Below are 19,130 nucleotides of genomic sequence, written 5' to 3'. Positions count from 1 at the left end.
CCTCCCAAGGGGCCGTGCCGACCGATACGGCCCACCTCACTGACTCGTGGCACCTCCCAGGAAGAGCGCGACAAGCCGTTGATCGGATACCCGATCGGCTCACGAGTCAGCTCGGGCTATGCTCGGGGTGTCCTGCCGAGGGCCGTTAGCTCAATTGGCAGAGCAGCGGACTTTTAATCCGTTGGTTGTGGGTTCGAGTCCCACACGGCCTACCACCCGGCCGACCGGTCTCCGGTCGGCCACCACCCGAGCGCCCGGACCGGTTCCCCCGGCCGGGCGCTTTCGCGTCTCACGACGCGTCCGTCAGGCCTTGGGCGGAACGATGAACGCCTTCACGGGCCTTGGCTCCGGGGCACGGTCGCCGGCTGTCCGCGCCGCTCTCCACGCGGCCACCAGCTCCACGTATCGCGGGTCGATCCATTCTTTCGCCATGGCAGCCAGCCTAGGCGGCAGTCAGCCCTTGGGTTTGGGGATGATGACGATCGGCCCGCTGTCGTCGGAGTGCCGGCACTTCGCCGCCACCGCAACGAGTGAATCCTCGGGGCCACACCAGAGGTCTTCGTCGACATCCCAGCCGGCCGCGCGGATGAGGGTTGTGGTGCGGTGGATCACGGCCTGGTCGTGCCGCCCGGAGTCGGGCTGCTCGGGGATGTGGTGCACGAAGTTCCCGAAGCGGGCGCACAGCCGCCAGTACAGCTCGGTGTGGAGGATGAGCGTGTGCCACCCCTCGTCGACGACGCGGCTGGGGGTCACGGCACGGCCCGGCTTGCACGCTGCGGTGGCGACGAATGCCAGGGCCTGCGTGATGATTCGGCCGCCCATCTCGATCGCCATGTCCGGGTTGTTGGTGAGGATCGTGCCGAGTACGGCATTGAATTCTGCGTCCGACAGCAGTTGCCGCGCACTGACGGCGGGGAGGGGGTGGCCCGGGGGGTGCGGTACCGGCAGGTTCGAGGGGGAACTCATGTGCGTCTCCTCTGCTTGTTGGTCGGGCTCTCGACGGTCGCGGCAGCGCCGGCAGCGGCACGGCGGGTACGCCATGGATCCCGGCGGGATGCTTGCGCCCTCGGGCAGTTCGACAACAACATGCTTCGGCTCGCTGCGGACGACTCCGCCTGGTGACGCCACTGGTTGGCGATGCGCCTCCGGCGAGGAAGGCGGTTCGGCCTGTCGCTTTTCCGTCATGTCCTCACCCTGGACCAGCCGTTTGGACGTTTCTACGGCCGTAACGCGACGCTTCGGACGATGCGGCTCTAAGGTCCGAGAAAGCCCAAACGTCCTCGGGGGCAACGTTGAACAAGGCGCTGGCCGATGCTATGGCTCAAGCGGAAATGACCGCCGGTCGCCTCGCCCGTACAGTCGGAGTGACGGTTAAGACGGCCGAGCGGTGGTTATCCGATCCGTCACGGGTCCCTCATCCGCGGACCCGCGCTGACGTACAGGTCGCGTTGGGAGTGAGCGCAGAGGTGCTGTGGCCGAAGGCCGTCCGGTCAGCCGTGAAGACGGGACCCGACCGCGAGATCGTGGCGGCTTACCCGTACCGCAACGCCTGCCCCACCTCGGTGTGGGCGAAGCTCATCGATGGTGCGTCGCAGTCGATGACCTTCGCCGGCTACACGAACTACTTCATCTGGCAGGAGCATCCCCGTCTCGGCGACCGGCTGCGACGTAAGGGCGAGGACGGATGCTCGGTGCGGTTCATCGTCGGCGACCCGGAGTCCGAGGTCACCCGGCGGCGCGAAGAAGTCGAGGCGGTACCGCTGACGGTCGGCACCCGCATCCGGATCACGCTCGACGCGCTCGGGAAGATCCGCGAGGCGCCGGGAGTGCAGGCCCGGTTCAGTGAGGAGCACATCGCTCTGTCGGTGTTCGCCTTTGACGACCAGATGCTGGTGACGCCCCACATCTCGAACCTGCTCGGACACGAGTCGCCCATGCTGCACCTGCGCCGCCTCGGCGATGACGGCCTCTACGACCGGTTCGCGTCACACGTGTCCGCCCTCTGGGAGACCGGCCGCCCTGTCTGGCCCTGAACGCACGAAGGCGCCCTTCCACCCTCGGACGAGCCAGACGGCATGACGTACCGACCGCCGCGTTCGGCCGCCGCACCCGTGTGCTGACCGGGGCCCTTGAGACGGTGACGACGGCGCAGTGGGCCTGCGGGGCGCACGACGTACCTTCGCTGGGCCTGAATGCGCCCTGGCTCGGTTGATGGGCGCCCACTACGTTCCACCGCCACGAGGGGAATCCGCACGTATTGGGGAATTGTGGCTGTTGGTGCACTGATTGTCGCTTGGGGTCAGAGCGATTCAGTGCCCTTGCTGGCGACCTTGTCACTGGCGGTGAGCGCCTACGCGCTCTTCCAAGTCCCCGTCTGGTGCGGAGCTGTCAATCGCGACGGCAGGAGCTACTGCCGACGCAACGCGTCGGGCATTCTGCTGGGTTGCAGCCTGCGCCAGCACCGGTGGCAGAAGATGAAGATGATCGTGCTGCGCAGCAAAGTGGGGAAGCTGTCTCAGGCGGTATTTCCCACCGCCAAGGAGAAGTTCGCCGCTTTTCTGGCGGTGGGCGGCCTGGCCTCTGCCGTGGCGGCGGTCATCGTCCCGCTGGTCGTAGGTGAGGGCTGACAGCCGTGCCACGGCATCGGACGGTGTGCGAACGGGCGGCGGGCACCTGCGCACCGCCCGCTCGTACGTGCCTCACGACGCCACGTAATCCCCCGTCACCAGCCGGTGGATCAGCCTCACCGGGCTGCCGTCCGGCGTCGTCGCGCAGACCTCGAACCGCAGGTGCTTGCCCGCCGGGACGTCCACGTTGTGCAGGAACTGGTGCGTGCCCGCGCCCCACTTGGTGAGGTCGCCGTAGCCCGAGGGCGACGAGCCGTCCGGGTTCGTGGCGTAGAAGCGGCCGTCCAGGCGGGTGCCCTGCGGGGCGTCGCCGATGGTCAGTTGGACGTAGAGCGGGCCGATCAGCGTGCGGGGGCCGGCGTGGATGACCGCGTCCCGGAAGGCGAGGCCCACCCAGGAGCCGGACGGCAGTTCGACATCGAAGGCGTTCGACTCGTGCAGTTTGGCGATGGGCATCTCGTCCTCCTCGGGCGGGCTGGGGTTCGCGGCTTCGGCGACGATGCCGGGGAAGACCACCTCACGGAACTGGGTCACCCGGGCGTTGCCGGGGCAGATCGTGCCGCCGACCGCCCATTCCTCGTGCAGCCGGTGGTAGCCGTAGCCGGGGTCGTCGTGGGTGCGGCAGATCCGCAGCGGGATGCCGTGGCGGTGGTGCAGCCACGCCCCCAGCCGGATCAGCCGCTCGACCTGTTCGTCCGTCCACCGGTCGGTGGCACTGGTGTTGCTCGCCGTCTCGATGGAGACCGCGCCGGTTCCGTCGGGGCGCCGGTTGGCCTGATAGTTGGCGTCGGCCCGGGTCTCCGTGCCGATGAACTGGCCGAGGTCGCCGGCGTAACCGAGCCCGAAATGACTTTCGAGGTCGGTGCTGTCCCGCCAGTATTCGTACACCCGCTTCGCCGTCCAGGGCGCCGCGATGCTGTGCAGGATGAACTGCGTGGGCCGGATGGCGGGTTGACTGTCGGACTCGGGCTGAAGCTCGTACTTCGTGGCGTTCGGATACCAGGCCATGCGTCCCCCAATCAGGTCGATGCGTGGGCTCTCACGCCGGTGGACCCTTAGAGGATCTCGGGGGAGCGGGTCCGGGGACGGTCCAGAACACGCCATAGTCGGCCCGAGTCCTCGTACAGGGGCGCTGTTTTCGTCGGTGCGGGCCCAAGCGAGGTCGTCGGTGCGGGTCATCCGGGAGCCGTCCCCGTGACCCCGCGTCCCCTCGGCCGTTGTCCCGGCATGACGAAGACACAGCGCATCCTCACCGCCGTTGCCATCGCCGCCGGCGCCACCGCCATGGCCGCCTCCGGTGCTCACGCCTCGGGACACACCGCCGAGCAGGCGGGCGGCGGAGCACCGTCCCTGAACCAGCTCGACCAGCTCAGCCAGCTGGGTCAGCTCACCGGAGTCGTGGCCCCCGTGACCGGGGTGCTGGGCGCCGTCCAGTAACACCGGCGCTCCGGCAGCACGCGGCGGTCGGCGGCCCGGCGGTCCTCGTCGGCCGGCAGTCCTCCTCGGCGCCGGACGCCCGGCCAGGCGCCCGGCCGGGTGGTCCCGAAAAGATTTCCCGGGATTCTTCCGCGAGGTGTCGAGAACCCTTCACCGGCTCCGACGTCCCCTGTGAGAGTTGCCCACGAGGGTGACCGCGCATCCGAGGGAGCGAGTCATGAAGTATCTGGTGATGGTCCAGGGCACGCAGGCCGACTACGAGTCCATGTCCGGCAAGCCTTCCGCGCAGAGCCCCGCGTGGAGCGAGAAGGACATGCAGGCGATGTTCGAGTTCATGGGGGCGATCAACAACGACCTCGCCGAGTCCGGTGAACTCGTGGACGCGCAGGGGCTCACCGAGCCCGCGAAGACCCGGACGGTGGCCGCCGGCAAGGACGGCCGCCCGGTCATCACGGACGGGCCCTACGGCGAGACCAAGGAGGTCCTCGCCGGGTACTGGGTCCTGGACTGCGAGAGCCTCGAGCGGGTCACCGAGATCGCGGCACGCGTCGCGCAGTGCCCGGCTCCCGAGGGATCGACCGAATACCCCGTCGTCATCCGGCCCATCCAGGACGCCGCCGGAGGCGAATGTTGAGCCGTACGACCGCTGTCGAGGACCTGCTGCGCCGGCACGCGCCGCAGGTCCTCGGCGCGTTGGTACGCCGTTACGGGCACTTCGACCTGGCCGAGGACGCGGTGCAGGAAGCCCTCCTCGCGGCCGCCGAGCAGTGGCCGGACTCCGGCATCCCGGACAACCCTCGCGGCTGGCTGATCAGGGTCGCCTCGCGCCGGCTGACGGACCAGCTGCGCAGCGAGGAGGCCCGGCGCCGTCGCGAGGAGACGGTCGCGACCCTCATGCCCCGCGACGCCTTCACCGCTCCGGCCCCCGGGGAGAGCCGTGCGCCCGTCGAGGACGACACCCTCACTCTCCTCTTTCTCTGCTGCCATCCCGAACTCACGCCCGCCGCGCAGATCGCCCTGACGCTGCGAGCCGTGGGCGGTCTGACCACCGCCGAGATCGCCCGCGCGCATCTGGTGCCGGAGGCGACGATGGCGCAGCGGGTGAGCCGGGCCAAGCAGAGGGTCCGGGGCCTGCCGTTCCGGCAGCCGGGCCCCGAGGACCGTGACCGGCGGCTCGCCGCCGTGCTGCAGGTCCTGTATCTGATCTTCAACGAGGGCTACACGGCGACGTCCGGCAGGGCGCTGCACCGCGCCGACCTGGCCCGTGAGGCGATCCGGCTCACCCGGGCCATACGCCGTCTGCTGCCGCAGGAGGGTGCGGTCACCGGTCTGCTGGCGCTGATGCTGCTCACCGACGCCCGCAGCTCCGCGCGGACCGGGCCGGGCGGGGAGCTGATCCCGCTCGACGAGCAGGACCGCGGGCTCTGGGACCGCGCGGCGATCGACGAGGGATCGGCGCTGGTGGAGGAGGCGCTGGGGCAGGGGCCGGCCGGGGTGTACCAGCTTCAGGCGGCGATCGCGGCGCTGCACGACGAGGCCGTGAGCGCCGAGGACACGGACTGGCCGCAGATCCTCGCACTGTACGACCTGGTCGTACGGCTGGCTCCGGAGCCGATGGCCGAGCTCGGGCGGGCCGTCGCCGTCGCGATGGTGCACGGGCCCGAGGCCGGGCTCGCGGAGCTCGACGGGCTGGAGGACGGGTTGGCGGGCCACCACCGGCTGGACGCCGTACGCGCGCATCTGCTGGAGAAGGCCGGGGACGTCGAGGGTGCTCGCGCCGCCTACCAGCTGGCCGCCCAGCGCACGCTGAGCATCCCCGAGGCGCGCTATCTCCGGGCCCGGGCGTCCCGGCTGCTGCCCTGACCCGCGCTCCGGCCCATAACGGACGACCACCGGCCCACTCGCTGCCGAAAACGCCGCTTGACCTTTACGCAGCGTCAAGATTTAGCGTCTGAGTCATGGAGTGGTCGATCCAGGAGATTGCCCGGCGCGCCGGGACGACGAGCCGCACGCTGCGGCACTACGGCGAGCTCGGTCTGCTCGTGCCCACCCGGGTGGGCAGCAACGGCTATCGCTATTACGGACCGGACGCGCTCGTGCGGCTGCAGCGGATCCTGCTGCTCCGCGAGCTCGGTCTCGGTCTGCCCGCGATCGCCGAGGTGCTCGAAGGGCAACGGGACACGGGCGCCGCGCTGCGGGCTCATCTGCGCCTCCTGGAGCAGGAACGCGAACGCATCGGGCGGCAGATCGCCTCGGTGCGGACCACTCTCCACAAGACCGAGAGAGGGGAAGAACTCATGGCCGAGGAAGTGTTCGACGGCTTCGACCACACGCAGTACGAGCAGGAGGTGACCGAGCGCTGGGGCCGGGACGCGTACGAGACGGGCGACCGCTGGTGGCGCTCGCTCAGCGACGAGGAGAAGCGCGCCTTCCAGGACGAGCAGGTCTCCATCGCCCAGGCCTTCGCCCAGGCGCTCCGGGACGGCCGGTCCGCCGAGAGTGACGAGGTGCAGGCGATCACCGCGCGGCAGTACGCCTGGCTGTCGACGACCGCGACGCCCTCGAAGTCGTACTTCATCGGTCTCGGCGAGATGTACGTGGCGGATCCGCGCTTCACCGCCGCGTACGACCGGCACGGCGAGGGGACCGCCGTCCTGGTCCGCGACGCGATGAAGGTGTACGGGGAGCGGCACCTCACCGACGAGTGATCAGTGTCGGCCCCGCCGGTCTCCGCTGCCGGCCCCCAGTTGCTGGGTCCTCAGCCGCTGGTCAGCGGCCGGGCAACGCTCTCACCAGTTCCTCGTCGGTCGCGGGGCGGGCGGCGGCGAGGGTGCTGCGCAGCCGTTCCACGTCCAGGCCGGGGGCGGTGCGCGCCCGCAGCAGCAGGGTGCCGCGGCGCTGGACGACGTAGTGGGACACCGTGCCGTCGACGTGACGCTGCTTGACGACGGTGAAACCGTCCCCGGCGTCCAGGCAGACGATCTGGCCGGGGAGTTCCTCGGGGCAGCCCGCGTCGGGCCGCACGGTGACCTCGTAGTCGAAGCCGGGGACGGAGCCGGGCCGCCCGCCCGCGCTGTAGTGGAGACGGAAGTCCGCGTCGAGACGGCCGCTGCCCGGTTCCGTCTCGAAGCCGCCGGGGGGATCGATGACCAGCAGCTGGGCGCGGGGGAGGGGGCTGTTCGCCAGTGCGCCCGCCAGCCTGTCGTCCGGCGCGCCGGGCTGGAGCATGTACGCGGCCAGGCCGATCGCGGGCGCCATCAGCGCGGCGGCGGCCCGGACGAGCGGGCCGCCCCTTCGACGCACGAGCGGGCGGACTCTTCGATGCACGAGCGGGCGGACGATCGGCGGACGTACGTTCGTCGGCACGGACTGTTTCCCCCTCATGCGCGAGATGGTGACCCACCGGAAACGTGAGCGACAGAGCGGGGGCGCCATCAATTGGAGTTGATCTTGCTCCGGATGGCGTAGAGTGGTGTTTACCGACGCGGGGTGGAGCAGCTCGGTAGCTCGCTGGGCTCATAACCCAGAGGTCGCAGGTTCAAATCCTGTCCCCGCTACTGAAACAGCGGCCCGGCACTCGTCTCGAGTGCCGGGCCGCTGTTGTTTCCCCGTCTGCGGGCCCGCGTTTCGCCCGGTTGGCCGACGGAGAGTCGCTCAGCGGCGCGGCTCCGGACAGCCTGGGTAGGGCGCGGTACCGTCCGCAGCCGTGGGCGGACCGGGGAGGAGAGCACCGTTGGCGCAGTTCCAGCAGAGTCGCGTGTACGGCGCCCGCCGCTTCCTCCGCGCCCTGCCCACGCTGATGATCATCGGTGGGCTGGTCTTCGACCTGGCGACTCCGGCGCAGTTCACGGCCGTGCCGCTGTTCGCCGCCGCCCCGCTGGTCGCCGCTCCGTTCTTCTCCTGGCTCACCACGCTGGTGACGGGTATCACGGCGACCCTCGCGGTACTGGGGCTGCACTTCTACAACCAGACCGCCGACGAGGTCACGGCGTACACCGAGGTCTTCACGCTCATCACCGTCTCCGGACTCGCGCTGCTCATCAACACCGTCGTCAGACGGAGCGGGGAGCGGCTCGCCTCCGCCCGGGTCATCGCCGAGACCGCGCAGCGTGCCGTGCTGCCCACGCCCGCCGACCGGATCGGCGGGCTGCACGTCGCGGCACGGTACGAGGCCGCGCTCGCCGACGCGTTCATCGGCGGCGACCTGTTCGCCGTGCAGGAGACGGCCTTCGGGGTGCGGCTGGTGGTCGGCGACGTACGCGGCAAGGGGCTGGAGGCCGTCGAGACGGTGGCCGTCGTCATCGGCGCGTTCCGGGAGGCGGCCGAACAGGAGAGCTCTCTGGAGGGCGTCGCCCAGCGCCTGGAGCGGGCGCTGGCGCGCGAGGGCACGCGCCGGGACAGCCTGGACGCGGTCGAGGGCTTTACCACCGCCGTACTGGGGGAGATCCCGCGCGGCGCCGGAATCGTCCGGCTGGTGAACCGTGGCCACCCGGAACCCATCATCCTGTACGCCAACGGCGACCTGGAATTCCTGGAGCCGTCGAGGGCCGCGCTGCCGCTGGGCATGGGCGACCTGGAGGCCTGGCCGGACCAGGCGGTGGAGTATCCGCTGCCGACGGGGGCGACGTTGCTGCTCTACACGGACGGTGTCAGCGAGGCGCGCAACGCGGCCGGTGAGTTCTACGATCCCGGCGCGCGGCTCTCCGGACGGCTTTTTCCCGGGCCCGACGAACTGCTCGACGCGCTCGTCGACGACGTGCGCCGGTACACCGGCGGCGGCTCGAAGGACGACATGGCGCTGCTGGCAGTCGCCCGGCCGGCGGAGGGGCAGCCGGAGCGCCGTAGGACGGTGCCGGTCGTGCCGCCCGCGTGAGGGGCGCCCGGGCTCCGCGTCACCGTCTCGGGTGTCTCGCCGCATGAGGCTGTGCGAGTCGGGCGGTGGACCGCGGAACTGTCGGTGGGCCTGCGCCGGATGAGCCGTGTGCGTGGGCCGCGGAACGGCTCGGTGGGCTCGCCCGGATGAGCCGTGTGGGCGGTCTCGGGCACTCGCGGACCCTCCCGGGTGTCTCGTCTGCTCGGCCCGCTCGGGCACCCGTGCACGCTGCGTAGTGGGAAGATCCCCCTCCGCATACCATTTGACGACCCGTCAGTAATGTGACGACACCCGAAGGGCGATCAAGTCGCCCGAATCCGGCCGCTTGTGTCCCGATTGGTCCCGTGGGAAGTCGTTAACGATCACCCGGAACAGCTTGGAATACGGTCCTCGCGTCTATTAACGTTCGATAACGCAGCGCGGTCGTCCCAGCCGTCGTCAGGACGGCGCCGTGCGCGTGCGCCGAATTCCGCAAGGGAACCGGGGAACCAATCCTTGGGGTGAATCGGGCACCTTCCACCGCGACTTCCGCGGCGGGTGGCGCTCGTAGGAGACCTTCCTGCTCCGAACCCGTCAGCTAACCCGGTAGGCGAGAAGGAAGGAAAGGAGCACGCCTCAGTGGCGTCCAACAGGCCTGCCCCAGAAGCACCCTTCGCCAATGACTTCTTCGGTGCGGAGGGCGCGGAGCGGTCCCTCGAAGAGTGGAACCCCACCGAGGACTCCGTCCGTCCGGTGCGCGGTCGGCACCGTGTCGCCAAGCAGCGCGGCGGACTTGCCCGAAGCTCCACCGTGCTCGGCGTCGGCGTGATCGCCGCGGTCGGCGCGGGCGGCATCGCGACCGCGCAGGACAAACCCGCGGTCTCCATATCCCTTCCCGACGCGCTCTCGGACAATCTGCCCGACGCCAAGTCTCTTCCCGGCGTCGGTTCTTTCATGTCCGACGACTCCTCGGAGGTCGTGGACGAGGCGGCCACGTACTCGGCGATGGGCATCGCCTACGCCGACACCGCCTCCGACAGCGACCAGGGCGGCGCCGGCGAGGCGCTGCGCTCCCGCATCCTCCAGCAGGCCGAGCAGCAGGAGGCCAAGGCGGTCGCCTCGGCCAAGGCGGCAGCCGCGAAGGCCGCGGCGGACAAGGCCGAGGCCGCGGCGAAGAAGAAGGCGGAAGAGGCGGCAGCGAAGGTCGCCGCCGCGAAGAAGAAGGCCGAGGAGGAGGCGAAGGCCAAGGCGGAGGCCGCGCGTCTCGCGCAGCTGGCCAAGAGCTACTCGCTCCCCACCTCCTCGTACACGATCACTTCCACGTACGGCGAGTCCGGCTCCCTGTGGTCCTCGGGCCAGCACACCGGCCTGGACTTCGCCGCCCCGACGGGTACGCCCGCCAAGGCCGTTCACAACGGCACCGTGAAGTCGGCGGGCTGGTCCGGCTCGTACGGCTACCGCATCGTTCTCGAACTCGAGGACGGCACCGAGGTCTGGTACGCGCACCTGTCGTCGATGACCGCGAGCGCCGGCCAGAAGGTGGCGACGGGCGAGACGATCGGCCGCGTCGGCGCCACGGGCAATGTGACGGGCGCGCACCTGCACCTCGAGGTCCACACCCCCGGCGGCTCGGGCTTGGACCCGATGGCCTGGCTGCGGGACAAGGGCCTGACTCCCTGATCCTGCGGGACCGTTCCCGCGAATCTCGGTCCCCGGCAGTCCTGGCGCTCACCCCCCGACGCCAGGACTGCCGGTTTTTGTTGCACTCGGTTCTCAGGGTTGCGGGCGGGATTCCGGCGCCTACCGGTGCGCGGTCAGGTCCGGTACGGGTTGTACGCGCCGTAGTCGCGGTGCGGAGGCGGCGCGTGCACCCGCCCGGTGGCCCGTGCCGCGTACGTCAGCGCCGGCGCCGCCACGTCCCTGCGCTGCCACAGGTGGTGCAGCAGCTCCTGCTCGCGCTCCACGAAGTCCGGGTCCGCCGCGCCCCGGTGGGCCCGGTGGCGCAGGAACGCCAGCGAGGTCGCGAAGTGCTGGTACTCCGACACCGCGTGCGCCGCGGTCGGCCCGTGCATGCGCCGGGCCACATCCCGGGCGAGGGTGCGCGCCCGCATCGACGACAGCGCGGGCGGCTGGTCCGCCGACAGCCAGCCGGCCGCGGCGTAGGCCGGCAACTCGGCGGCTATCGTCCGCAGTTCCCGTTGCCGGCTCCATATCGTGAGCCAGGTCAGCAGCCCGAAGACGGGCACCATGAACGCTCCGTACACGAGATAGAAGCCCCACGGGCCGAACAGGGACGTCGAGCCGTTCCACAGCGCGTGCATGCCCATCGCCAGCGCGAGTCCGAGCAGCGGCAGCACGATGCGCCGGACGCGCATGCGCCGTGAGGCCAGCGCGGCGACGCCGAAGCCGATACCGGTCAGCACCGTGAAGAGCGGGTGCGCGAACGGGGACATGACGATCCGTACGAAGAACGTCGCCGCGGTCACCGAGGCGATCCCGGAGAAGCCCATCTGCTGGTCCTCGCCGAAGGCGTTGCCCAGATAGAGGATGTTCTCGGTGAACGCGAAGCCCGTCGCGGTGAACCCGGCGGCCACGACGCCGTCGACGATGCCGCGGAAGTCCTGTCTGCGGAAGCGGAAGAGCAGCAGGATCGCCGCGGCCTTCGCGCTCTCCTCGACGACCGGCGCGATGACCGTCGCGCCCAGCGTGTCCGCGCCCGTGGGGTCCGCTGTGGCGGTGGCTATCCATTGCGTCGCGAAGGTGTTGGCGATGATCGCCACGAGGGCGGCGGCGAACGCGCCCCAGGCGAAGGCGAACAGGAGATTCCGCCAGGGGCCCGGCTCGACCCGGTCCAGCCAGCGGAACGCGGCGGTGAGCAGAGGCACCGGCAGGGTCGCCAGGCCGAGGCCGACCAGGAAGCCCTGGGTGCCGGTCTGCTCCCGTACGAGCGACAGGATGACGAGGCCCGAGAGGGCGAGGAGCGTGATCAGCACCCCTGCCCGGACGGCCTTGCTGTGCCAGAACCGGGAGACACGGCGGGGCTTGTAGCGCCACCGGGCACGCTCCGGTACAGCGGCGAGCAGCTCGTCGACACGCTGCTGCTCGAACGCCGGGACCGCGGGGTGCGGTGGATGGTGCTGCGGGGGCGACGACTCGGACACCCACTGACCCTAACGAGGGACACCGACAACGGGCGACGGCGCGTGGGGGTTGGCTGCCCTTGGCCGGGGCGGGTGGCTGCGCGCCGGGCGCGCGCCGCCGTTCTGTCGGCGTTTCGTCCGGCGTTTCGTCCGGCGCACGCCGCCGTTCGCCGGAGTCAGGCTCCTGCGGTGCGGCGGAACAGCAGGTCGTGCACCTTGTGGCCCTTGTCGATGCCCTGGCCCTCGAACCGCGTGAGCGGCCGGGAGTCGGGGCGTGGCGCGAAACCGCCGTGCTCCTGGGTGTTCTCGAAGTCCGGATGGGCCGAGAGCACCTCGAGCATCTGCTCCGCGTACGACTCCCAGTCCGTGGCGCAGTGCACGACAGCGCCGGGCTTCAGCGAGCCGGCGACGAGGCTGAGGAACTCGGGCTGGATCAGGCGGCGCTTGTGGTGCCGCTTCTTGGGCCAGGGGTCGGGGAAGTAGACGCGCAGACCGTCGAGCGAGCGGGGGGCGAGCATCTCGCGGAGGAGGATGATCGCGTCGCCGTTGGCGACCCGGATGTTGGAGAGGCCGTTGCGCTCGGCGAGGGCGAGGAGGTTGCCCTGGCCGGGGGTGTGGACGTCGACGGCGAGGATGCCGGTGGTGGGGTCGGCGGCTGCCATCTGGGCGGTGGCCTCGCCCATGCCGAAGCCGATCTCGAGGACGACGGGCAGCCCGTCGAACATGGCCTCCAGGTCGAGGACGCGGTGCCCGTCGATGTCGAAGCCCCAGATGGGCCAGAGCCGCTGGAGAGCATCGCCCTGCCCGGCGGTGACACGACTGCGCCGCGGCTGAAAACTGCGAATGCGCCGCTCGTGGTGCGACCCGGCGGGGTCGGGAGTGGGCCCATCGGGGAACCGGGGGGCGCGGCGGTCGCGGATGGGCTGGGGGGCGGGTTCTTGGGACTCAGACACAGTGAGGGTGATTTTACGCGGTGCGGGTTGTTGGGCGGTGCGGGTCCCTGGGGGCCTGGGCCTTGGGGCGGCGGGTTCGTGTGCGGCGTCGGGTTTCCTGGGGCGGGGCCTGCGTGCTTGAGCCTCGGGTTCTTGTGCGGCGGCGGGTCCGGGGGCCCTCCGGGCTCGACTCCTCGGGGTCGGCGGCGTACAGCTGCGATGCATCGAGTACCCGGGTCTTGCGCCGATCCCCTGCGGGGCCGACCCTGCACGCCCCCTCCCGGGCGGTCGAGGACGCGACCCGTTGATACGCACCCGGAAGCGAACCTGAGCCTGTTCGGATGCAGCGGATGAGATGCGGCGCGAAGCTGCCGTAGCCAAGGGGGCGTGGGGCGCCGGCCCCACATGAACCCTGCTCCCCCCGCGGACAGGTGGGGTCGCCCGGACCGGGCCCTGCAACCGGCAGGAACGGGCCCGGCGGCGCGACCCTGCCGTAGCCAGGGGCGTGGGGTGCGGCTACCCCGACAGTGCCCGCAGCGCCCTGCGGGCCACCTCGCGGCCGATCGGGAGCGAGGCCGTCGCCGCCGGGGACGGGGCGTTCAGGACGTGGACCGTGCGGGGGGACTCGCGGATCAGGAAGTCGTCCGCCAGCGTGCCGTCCCGCAGGACCGCCTGGGCGCGGACTCCCGCCGGGGCGCGGCGGAGGTCCGATTCCGTGACCGAGGGCAGCAGGCGGCGGACCGCCGTGGTGAAGGCGCGCTTCGAGAGCGAGCGGTGCAGTTCGCCCGCGCCGTACCGCCAGTGGCGTTGGGCGATCCGCCAGGAGCCCGGCCAGGTCAGGGTGGTCGCCAGGTCGCGAGGGCGCAGGGTGGACCAGTCGTAGCCCTCGCGGGCCAGCGCCGGCACCGCGTTCGGGCCGACGTGGACCCCGCCGTCGATCCCGCGTGTCAGATGCACCCCGAGGAACGGGAACGCCGGGTCCGGCACCGGATAGACCAGTCCCCGGACGAGCGAGGGGTCCGCCAGCTCGTAGTACTCGCCGCGGAAGGGGATGATCCGCATGTCCGGCTCGTCGCCCGTCATCCGGGCCACCCGGTCGCACTGGAGACCCGCGCAGTTGACCATCGCCCGCGCTCTGAGCACCGTGCCGGAGGACGTGCGTACGGCGACTCCGAAGGCGCGGCGGTCGATCGCCGTGACCTCCTCGCCGCAGCGGATGTCGGCGTCCGACGCGGCCGCCAGCTGCGCCGCCACCGCACCGAAGTCGCAGATCCCCGTCGTGCCCACCTGGATCGCCGCGAGCCCGCGGACCTCCGGTTCGTGCTCCATGATCTGCGCGGGGCCCAGCTCCCGTACCGGAATGCCGTTCTCCCGGCCGCGCTGGACCAGCGCGTGCAGCCGGGGCAGCTCGGCGCGGCCGGTGGCGACGATCAGCTTGCCCGTGACCTGGTGGGCGATGCCGTACTCCGCGCAGAACTTGACCATCTCCGCCGCCCCGCGCACCGCGAAGCGCGCCTTCAGCGACCCCGGCCGGTAGTAGATCCCGCTGTGGATCACCCCGCTGTTCCGCCCGGTCTGGTGGCGCGCCGTCCCCGGCTCCTTCTCCAGGACGATCACCCGGGTCCCCGGGGCCGCGCGCGTGAGGGCGTACGCCGTCGACAGGCCGACGATCCCGCCGCCGATCACCAGCACGTCGCAGTCGAAGCTCTGCCCGGACGCCGTCACCGCGTCACCTCCCACCCCGATAGTGCACTGGCCCGCTGACAATGCCGTTAAACCAGCTGAAACAGGGAGGCGTGTACGCAGTCACATCCGCTCGGGTCTACGCGGGCGCCATCAGCAGCGGCCTCGCCCGCTCCCGGAGCTCCACGACCCGCGGTTCGTCGCCGTACGGTTCCAGCCGGTGCAGCAGGTCCCGTACGTACTCCGTGGTCCGTGCCGAGGAGATCCGTCCCGCGACCTCCACCGCGCGCGTGCCCGCCGCGCACGCCGCGTCCAGGTTCCCGGACTCCAGCTCCGCGACGGCGCTCACCACGAGCCGTAAGCCGTGCGAGCGCACGAACTCCTCCGTCGGCCGCGACAGGGCCTGCTCCGTGAAGCGCCGTACCTGTCGTGGTGCCTTCAGGTCGCGGTAGCACTCGGCCGCGTCGGCGGCGAACCGGTCGTAGGAGTAGAAACCCAGCCAGGACGGGTCCGGGTCGCCCTCCCGTGAGCGCTCCAGCCAGCCCTCGGCCGCCTTCAGCGCCCCGCCGGCCGCGGCCGCGTCGTTCGCCTTGGCGTGGGCGCGTGCCTCGACCAGCCGGAAGAAGCTCATCGTGCGGGCGGTCGCCAGGCCGCGGTTGCGCTCCAGTGCCGCCTGGGCGAGGTCCACGCCCTCGTCGGCGAAGCCGCGGTAGGTGGCCTGGAGCGACATCGAGGCGAGGACGTAGCCGCCGAGCGGCACGTCGGCCGCCGCGCGGGCGAGGCGCAGCGCCTGGATGTAGTACCGCTGGGCGGCCTCCTGCTGGCCCGTGTCGAAGGCCATCCAGCCCGCCAGCCGCGTCAGTTCGGCGGTCGCGCCGAACAGCGCGCGGCCGACCTCGTCGGAGTACGAGGCGAGCAGCAGCGGTGCCGCGTCCACCCGGAGGCACTCGGGGACCATCGACGAACGCCAGTCCCCACCGCCGTACTTGGAGTCCCAGCGGCGGGCGTCCTCCGCCGCCTCCCGCAATTTGGCCACATCGCTGTGGCCCACGCGGGCGGGCGAGTCGTCGGTGAGGGCGTCCAGAGAACGCTCCACCGAGGAGTCGGCAGGGGTTATCAGCCACCGCGACGCGGGCGTCGCATAGGCGCTCACTGCGAAGGAACCGGCCAGCGACTGCCATATGCCTCCGCTCCCGGCCCGCCGTCCCGCCAGGTCGAGGCGGTACAGCTCGGTGGCCGATTTCACCGCCTCGCCGACATCGCGCGGGAAGGCAAGGCCGACCTCGGGGGCCGGGTCGGCGTCCGCGAGACCGATCTCGTGCAGCGGCACCGGGCGGCCGAGCTTCGCGCCGATCGCGGCGGCGATCAGATGGGGCGCGGCACCCTGCGGCACCATGCCCTTGGACACCCATCTCGCCACGGACGTCTTGTCGTAGCGAAGGGTCAGCCCGCGCTGCGCTCCGAGGTCGTTGACCCGCCGGGCAAGACCGGCGTTGCTGATTCCCGCGAGGGCGAGAACGGTGCCGAGTTTCTCGTTCGGCCCGCGTTGCTCCCTGGACATGCGCCACCCCTCGACACACAGACGGCCGCCGCGTCGCTCTGCAGCGCACGGCATTCGTACTGCGTCCTCCCCGGTTGGCAGCTTCGCGGTCCCGGCTGCAAAAGCACCTGGCCGAGCCCTGCGGAATATGCGCCCCGGCGGAGAACATCAGTAAACACAGCGTAGTTCGCCGCATCCTGACCGTTAAGGGGCGGTGTTCCGTATGGCGAGATTGTTGTGCGCTGGAGCAGCCGGGCGGCCGGCGGTGCCGCGCCGCCGTGCTCCGTGCGTGTGGCCGTGCGCCCGTCCGTGCGCTCTGGTCCGGCAGGTGGGGGACCGCTTCCATGAGTGCTGCGTGGGTCGGCCCACTGCGTACTGGAACCAGTGGGCTGGGGGACACCGCCGCCTTCAATCCCCGCGGGCGGCGGACCGGTCCGGGAGGCGAACAGCGCCTCCCGGACTGTCGTATGCCGGGCCAAAGCCCCCGAAGCGCCCCTGAGAATGGCTGAATGACGACTGTCCCGCTCGTTCCCTTTGCTCTGATTTGGGTATGGGCCGCTCGTTCCGCCGCTCGTTGAACAGGCAGCAAATCGCCAACCGCGGGGGCGCGTTCACTTTTTGCGCGCGCTACCCGGAGCCCCTCCTGTGCGCTGCCTTCGTGGCAGCATGTTCCCGAACGGCCGGGGCTCGACGGCCATGGTTTGTCCACAGCCTGTGGAGGCGGCGATGCGGTGGTTGGTGGGGTGGAGCAGTATCGCCGCAAACTTCGGTACGGCCGGAGCCGTCGGGGAGTCCGACGAGGGCCGCACCGTTCACCCCGTCGGTTCGCAGCTCCTGTGGGGCGACCCGGACCCGCTGTGGGCGGTCGGTGACTGGCGCCCCGACGAGGTGCGCGTCGTCACCGCCGATCCGCCCGCCCATGTCGTCGGCCAGGTCCCCATCACCAGACTCGCCGTCCTCGGCTGCTGCGCGGCCGGGGACGACGAGTTGCGGGCCGGACTGCTGTCCGCCCGCGGCGGGGCCCTTCGCCATCTGACCTCGTGGGCCGGCAGTTACACCGCGGTCGTCCAGATAGGGCGCCGGATCACCGTCATCGGCGACCTGGCCGGCGCGAGACCCGTCTTCCACACCCCCTGGGCCAACGGCACCGCCTACGCGACCGCCGCCCTCCCGCTCGCCGATCTCATCGAAGCCCAGCTGGACATCGGCCACTTGGCCGCGCTGCTCGCCTGCCCCGAGACACCCGAGGCGCTGCGCGACTCGACCCCGTACGAAGGGGTCAAGCGCATCCCGCCGGGGCACGCGCTGATCCTGCGCGAGGGCTCCCGCGAGATCACCGGCTACGAGCCGGTCGCCTCGCTCGCCGTCGCAGGCCCGCAGATCGAGGCGGCGCGCGCGGTCGACGGCGTACGGGACGCCCTGGTCGACGCGGTGCGCGCGCGACTCACCGCCCCCCGGCACGCACCCGAGACCCTGCCTCCGGACCCGGGGCCCGTGCCGGGCATGGGGCCCGCGGAACGCCGCGCCGCCAGGGGCGGGCCGGCGCCCGGCATCGGCGCGGACCTGTCCGGCGGCAGCGCGTCCGGCACGCTCGCGCTCCTCGCGGCGGGGCTGCCCGGCGTCCCCGGCACGGTGCTCGGCCACGGCACCGGCGCGGGCGAGCGGCTCCTCGCCGTCACCTTCAACGACCTCACCGAGGACGGCCGCGAGGCCGAACTGGAACGGGCGCGCGCGATCGCCGAGAACCCCCGCCTGCACCATGTGGTCGTCGCGGCCGGCGAGGAGGGGCTGCCGTACGCCTCCCTGGACAGCGGGCCCCTCACCGACGAACCCGCACCTTCCCTCGTCACGGCGGAACGTCACCGCGGCCGGCTGACCGGCGGCAGCGCGGACCACTTCACCGGTACGGGCGCACGGCAGGTGCTGGACGCGCACCCGGCACGCCTCGCGGATCTGCTGCTGGACCGGCGCCGGCGCCATCTGCTGCGGCCGGCCGCCGCGCTGGCGCGGGCCGAAGGGCCTTCGCCGCAGGCGCTGTTCATCCCCGTGACGGTGTACCGGGCGGCGCGGCGGCTGGCGCGTACGCCGTACCGGACGGGCCTGGAGACGGCCGCCGACCTGTTGCTGGAGGCGAACCGCAAGGGCGTGGGGGCGAACGGCACCGGCCCGCTCGGTGCGTCGCTGGCCGCCCTGACCTGGTCGCGGCCCGGCCCGGCCGCGCGGTGGCTCACGGGTGAGGCGTTGGCTGAAGTATCGGTTCGCCTGATGGCGGCGGCGACACGCCCGGTGATCGTGCAACGCCCCGGCGAGGCCCGCGCCCGGGCCGCGCTGACCCGCCACGCGTCCGACCACCGGATCCTGGAGCAGGCGGCCGAGGTCCGCAGCCAGCGCCTGCACGCACCCTTCCTCGACAACCAGGTCGTCCGCGCCTGCCGCGACCTCCCCGAATCCCTGCGGGTGCGGCCGGGCGCGCGGGCGGAGATCCTGCGCACGGTCCTCGCGGGTGCGGGCATCCACGACCTGCCGCCGGGCTGGGGTGCGACCACCCAGGCCACGTCGACGGCGACGGCACGCAAGGGCCTGCGCGCGGCGCTGCCGACGCTGATGGCCCTCTTCGACGCCCCGCTGCTCGCGGACGCGGGCCTGGTGGAGGCGCGGGTGGTCCGCAAGGCCCTGCGCGCGGCCTCGGAGGGCGAACAGGTGCCTCTGGACGGCCTGGCCGACCTGATCTCCACGGAACTGTGGCTGCGGCGGCTGCTGTCCCGCCGGGGCACCTGCTGGACGGGCTCGGCGGCTCCCCGGCAGCGGGCGGTCGCCGGAGGAGTACCGCCGCGGCGAACGCTCCAGCCGTAGGCGGCGGTTCGGCCCGCGCCGTCGCGGGCGGACCCGTCGTACGGCCGCGGGCTCTTTGTGCGGCTC

The 19,130-nt window shown here is 71.6% G+C and carries 17 protein-coding genes, 2 tRNA genes and 1 riboswitch; of the genes, 11 read left to right on the top strand and 8 right to left on the bottom strand.

What is annotated here, in order from left to right; genetic code table 11:
- The first annotated feature begins 139 nt into the window (after positions 1 to 139).
- Positions 140 to 215: transfer RNA gene (locus tag ACQPWZ_RS17160), tRNA-Lys, on the top strand.
- An 88-nt stretch (positions 216 to 303) separates the two neighbouring features.
- Here the strand turns inward: ACQPWZ_RS17160 and ACQPWZ_RS17155 are convergent.
- Together ACQPWZ_RS17155 and ACQPWZ_RS17150 are read right to left on the bottom strand one after the other, a co-directional pair.
- Positions 304 to 432: a hypothetical protein gene (locus ACQPWZ_RS17155; protein ID WP_340473941.1), complete on the bottom strand. Its 129-nt coding sequence runs from the start codon at positions 430 to 432 to the stop codon at positions 304 to 306.
- Between the two features lie 21 nt (positions 433 to 453).
- The gene (locus ACQPWZ_RS17150) at positions 454 to 966 is read right to left on the bottom strand and encodes a glycine-rich domain-containing protein (protein WP_433571772.1); all 513 of its coding nucleotides are present in this window, start codon (positions 964 to 966) and stop codon (positions 454 to 456) included.
- A 488-nt stretch (positions 967 to 1,454) separates the two neighbouring features.
- On the opposite strand from ACQPWZ_RS17150, the gene ACQPWZ_RS17145 reads away from it, so the two are divergent.
- Positions 1,455 to 2,033 carry a hypothetical protein gene (locus ACQPWZ_RS17145; RefSeq protein ID WP_356706148.1) on the top strand — a complete coding sequence of 193 codons (579 nt, stop codon included), beginning with the start codon at positions 1,455 to 1,457 and terminating at the stop codon, positions 2,031 to 2,033.
- Positions 2,034 to 2,312: 279 nt separating this feature from the next.
- Positions 2,313 to 2,627, top strand: coding sequence for a hypothetical protein (locus ACQPWZ_RS17140; protein WP_433571771.1), 315 nt, complete (start codon positions 2,313 to 2,315; stop codon positions 2,625 to 2,627).
- A gap of 72 nt (positions 2,628 to 2,699) precedes the next feature.
- Here ACQPWZ_RS17140 and ACQPWZ_RS17135 read toward each other — a convergent pair whose 3' ends face one another.
- Positions 2,700 to 3,635, bottom strand: a complete 936-nt coding sequence (locus ACQPWZ_RS17135; protein ID WP_433571770.1) for a peptidoglycan recognition protein family protein — start codon at positions 3,633 to 3,635, stop codon at positions 2,700 to 2,702.
- Positions 3,636 to 3,854: 219 nt separating this feature from the next.
- Here ACQPWZ_RS17135 and ACQPWZ_RS17130 point away from each other — a divergent pair, with 219 nt between their 5' ends.
- From ACQPWZ_RS17130 to ACQPWZ_RS17115, 4 genes are all read left to right on the top strand, one after another.
- A complete protein-coding gene (locus ACQPWZ_RS17130) occupies positions 3,855 to 4,064 on the top strand; it encodes a hypothetical protein (protein ID WP_340473937.1) in 210 nt (69 codons plus the stop codon).
- Positions 4,065 to 4,281: 217 nt separating this feature from the next.
- Entirely contained in the window at positions 4,282 to 4,698 is a 417-nt protein-coding gene (locus tag ACQPWZ_RS17125; protein ID WP_340473936.1) for a YciI family protein, read from the top strand.
- Complete coding sequence (locus tag ACQPWZ_RS17120; RefSeq protein WP_433571769.1) at positions 4,695 to 5,927, top strand: RNA polymerase sigma factor; 1,233 nt, start codon at positions 4,695 to 4,697, stop codon at positions 5,925 to 5,927. The genes ACQPWZ_RS17125 and ACQPWZ_RS17120 overlap by 4 nt, the downstream gene beginning before the upstream one ends.
- 95 nt (positions 5,928 to 6,022) lie before the next feature.
- Positions 6,023 to 6,772: a MerR family transcriptional regulator gene (locus ACQPWZ_RS17115; RefSeq protein ID WP_433571768.1), complete on the top strand. Its 750-nt coding sequence runs from the start codon at positions 6,023 to 6,025 to the stop codon at positions 6,770 to 6,772.
- A gap of 61 nt (positions 6,773 to 6,833) precedes the next feature.
- On the opposite strand, the gene ACQPWZ_RS17110 is transcribed toward ACQPWZ_RS17115, so the two are convergent.
- Positions 6,834 to 7,430: a hypothetical protein gene (locus ACQPWZ_RS17110; protein ID WP_433571767.1), complete on the bottom strand. Its 597-nt coding sequence runs from the start codon at positions 7,428 to 7,430 to the stop codon at positions 6,834 to 6,836.
- 117 nt (positions 7,431 to 7,547) lie between these two features.
- Here ACQPWZ_RS17110 and ACQPWZ_RS17105 point away from each other — a divergent pair.
- The 3 genes from ACQPWZ_RS17105 to ACQPWZ_RS17095 all read left to right on the top strand — a co-directional run bounded on the left by ACQPWZ_RS17105 (position 7,548) and on the right by ACQPWZ_RS17095 (position 10,596).
- A tRNA-Met gene (locus ACQPWZ_RS17105) sits at positions 7,548 to 7,621 on the top strand.
- Between the two features lie 176 nt (positions 7,622 to 7,797).
- Positions 7,798 to 8,937 (top strand): PP2C family protein-serine/threonine phosphatase, encoded by a 1,140-nt coding sequence (locus ACQPWZ_RS17100; protein ID WP_340473932.1) that lies wholly within the window; start codon positions 7,798 to 7,800, stop codon positions 8,935 to 8,937.
- Positions 8,938 to 9,387: 450 nt separating this feature from the next.
- Positions 9,388 to 9,544, top strand: a riboswitch (cyclic di-AMP (ydaO/yuaA leader).
- An 11-nt stretch (positions 9,545 to 9,555) separates the two neighbouring features.
- Positions 9,556 to 10,596: a M23 family metallopeptidase gene (locus ACQPWZ_RS17095; RefSeq protein ID WP_340473929.1), complete on the top strand. Its 1,041-nt coding sequence runs from the start codon at positions 9,556 to 9,558 to the stop codon at positions 10,594 to 10,596.
- Between the two features lie 134 nt (positions 10,597 to 10,730).
- On the opposite strand, the gene ACQPWZ_RS17090 is transcribed toward ACQPWZ_RS17095, so the two are convergent.
- The 4 genes from ACQPWZ_RS17090 to ACQPWZ_RS17075 all read right to left on the bottom strand — a co-directional run bounded on the left by ACQPWZ_RS17090 (position 10,731) and on the right by ACQPWZ_RS17075 (position 16,232).
- Positions 10,731 to 12,077 carry a PrsW family intramembrane metalloprotease gene (locus tag ACQPWZ_RS17090; RefSeq protein WP_433571766.1) on the bottom strand — a complete coding sequence of 449 codons (1,347 nt, stop codon included), beginning with the start codon at positions 12,075 to 12,077 and terminating at the stop codon, positions 10,731 to 10,733.
- 155 nt (positions 12,078 to 12,232) lie between these two features.
- Entirely contained in the window at positions 12,233 to 13,009 is a 777-nt protein-coding gene (trmB, locus tag ACQPWZ_RS17085; protein ID WP_433571765.1) for a tRNA (guanosine(46)-N7)-methyltransferase TrmB, read from the bottom strand.
- Between the two features lie 495 nt (positions 13,010 to 13,504).
- On the bottom strand, positions 13,505 to 14,713 hold the full coding sequence (lhgO, locus tag ACQPWZ_RS17080; protein WP_433571764.1) for an L-2-hydroxyglutarate oxidase: 1,209 nt from the start codon (positions 14,711 to 14,713) through the stop codon (positions 13,505 to 13,507).
- Between the two features lie 97 nt (positions 14,714 to 14,810).
- Positions 14,811 to 16,232 carry an MFS transporter gene (locus ACQPWZ_RS17075; RefSeq protein ID WP_313945492.1) on the bottom strand — a complete coding sequence of 474 codons (1,422 nt, stop codon included), beginning with the start codon at positions 16,230 to 16,232 and terminating at the stop codon, positions 14,811 to 14,813.
- 705 nt (positions 16,233 to 16,937) lie between these two features.
- Here ACQPWZ_RS17075 and ACQPWZ_RS17070 point away from each other — a divergent pair.
- Positions 16,938 to 19,064 (top strand): asparagine synthase-related protein, encoded by a 2,127-nt coding sequence (locus ACQPWZ_RS17070; protein WP_340473924.1) that lies wholly within the window; start codon positions 16,938 to 16,940, stop codon positions 19,062 to 19,064.
- The last annotated feature ends 66 nt before the right edge of the window (positions 19,065 to 19,130 follow it).

Origin of the sequence: Streptomyces sp. CA-251247 (assembly GCF_050952975.1) — a bacterium.
In the GTDB taxonomy this organism is placed as follows: domain Bacteria; phylum Actinomycetota; class Actinomycetes; order Streptomycetales; family Streptomycetaceae; genus Streptomyces; species Streptomyces achmelvichensis.
This window is presented reverse-complemented; position numbering and strand designations above follow the sequence as displayed.

What these genes read in the sequence shown, in the direction of transcription:
- ACQPWZ_RS17155 (WP_340473941.1), bottom strand. Translation starts at nt 432, where the DNA reads ATGGCGAAAGAATGGATCGACCCGCGATACGTGGAGCTGGTGGCCGCG.
- ACQPWZ_RS17150 (WP_433571772.1), bottom strand. Translation starts at nt 966, where the DNA reads ATGAGTTCCCCCTCGAACCTGCCGGTACCGCACCCCCCGGGCCACCCC.
- ACQPWZ_RS17135 (WP_433571770.1), bottom strand. Translation starts at nt 3,635, where the DNA reads ATGGCCTGGTATCCGAACGCCACGAAGTACGAGCTTCAGCCCGAGTCC.
- ACQPWZ_RS17130 (WP_340473937.1), top strand. Translation starts at nt 3,855, where the DNA reads ATGACGAAGACACAGCGCATCCTCACCGCCGTTGCCATCGCCGCCGGC.
- ACQPWZ_RS17125 (WP_340473936.1), top strand. Translation starts at nt 4,282, where the DNA reads ATGAAGTATCTGGTGATGGTCCAGGGCACGCAGGCCGACTACGAGTCC.
- ACQPWZ_RS17115 (WP_433571768.1), top strand. Translation starts at nt 6,023, where the DNA reads ATGGAGTGGTCGATCCAGGAGATTGCCCGGCGCGCCGGGACGACGAGC.
- ACQPWZ_RS17075 (WP_313945492.1), bottom strand. Translation starts at nt 16,232, where the DNA reads ATGTCCAGGGAGCAACGCGGGCCGAACGAGAAACTCGGCACCGTTCTC.
- ACQPWZ_RS17070 (WP_340473924.1), top strand. Translation starts at nt 16,938, where the DNA reads ATGCGGTGGTTGGTGGGGTGGAGCAGTATCGCCGCAAACTTCGGTACG.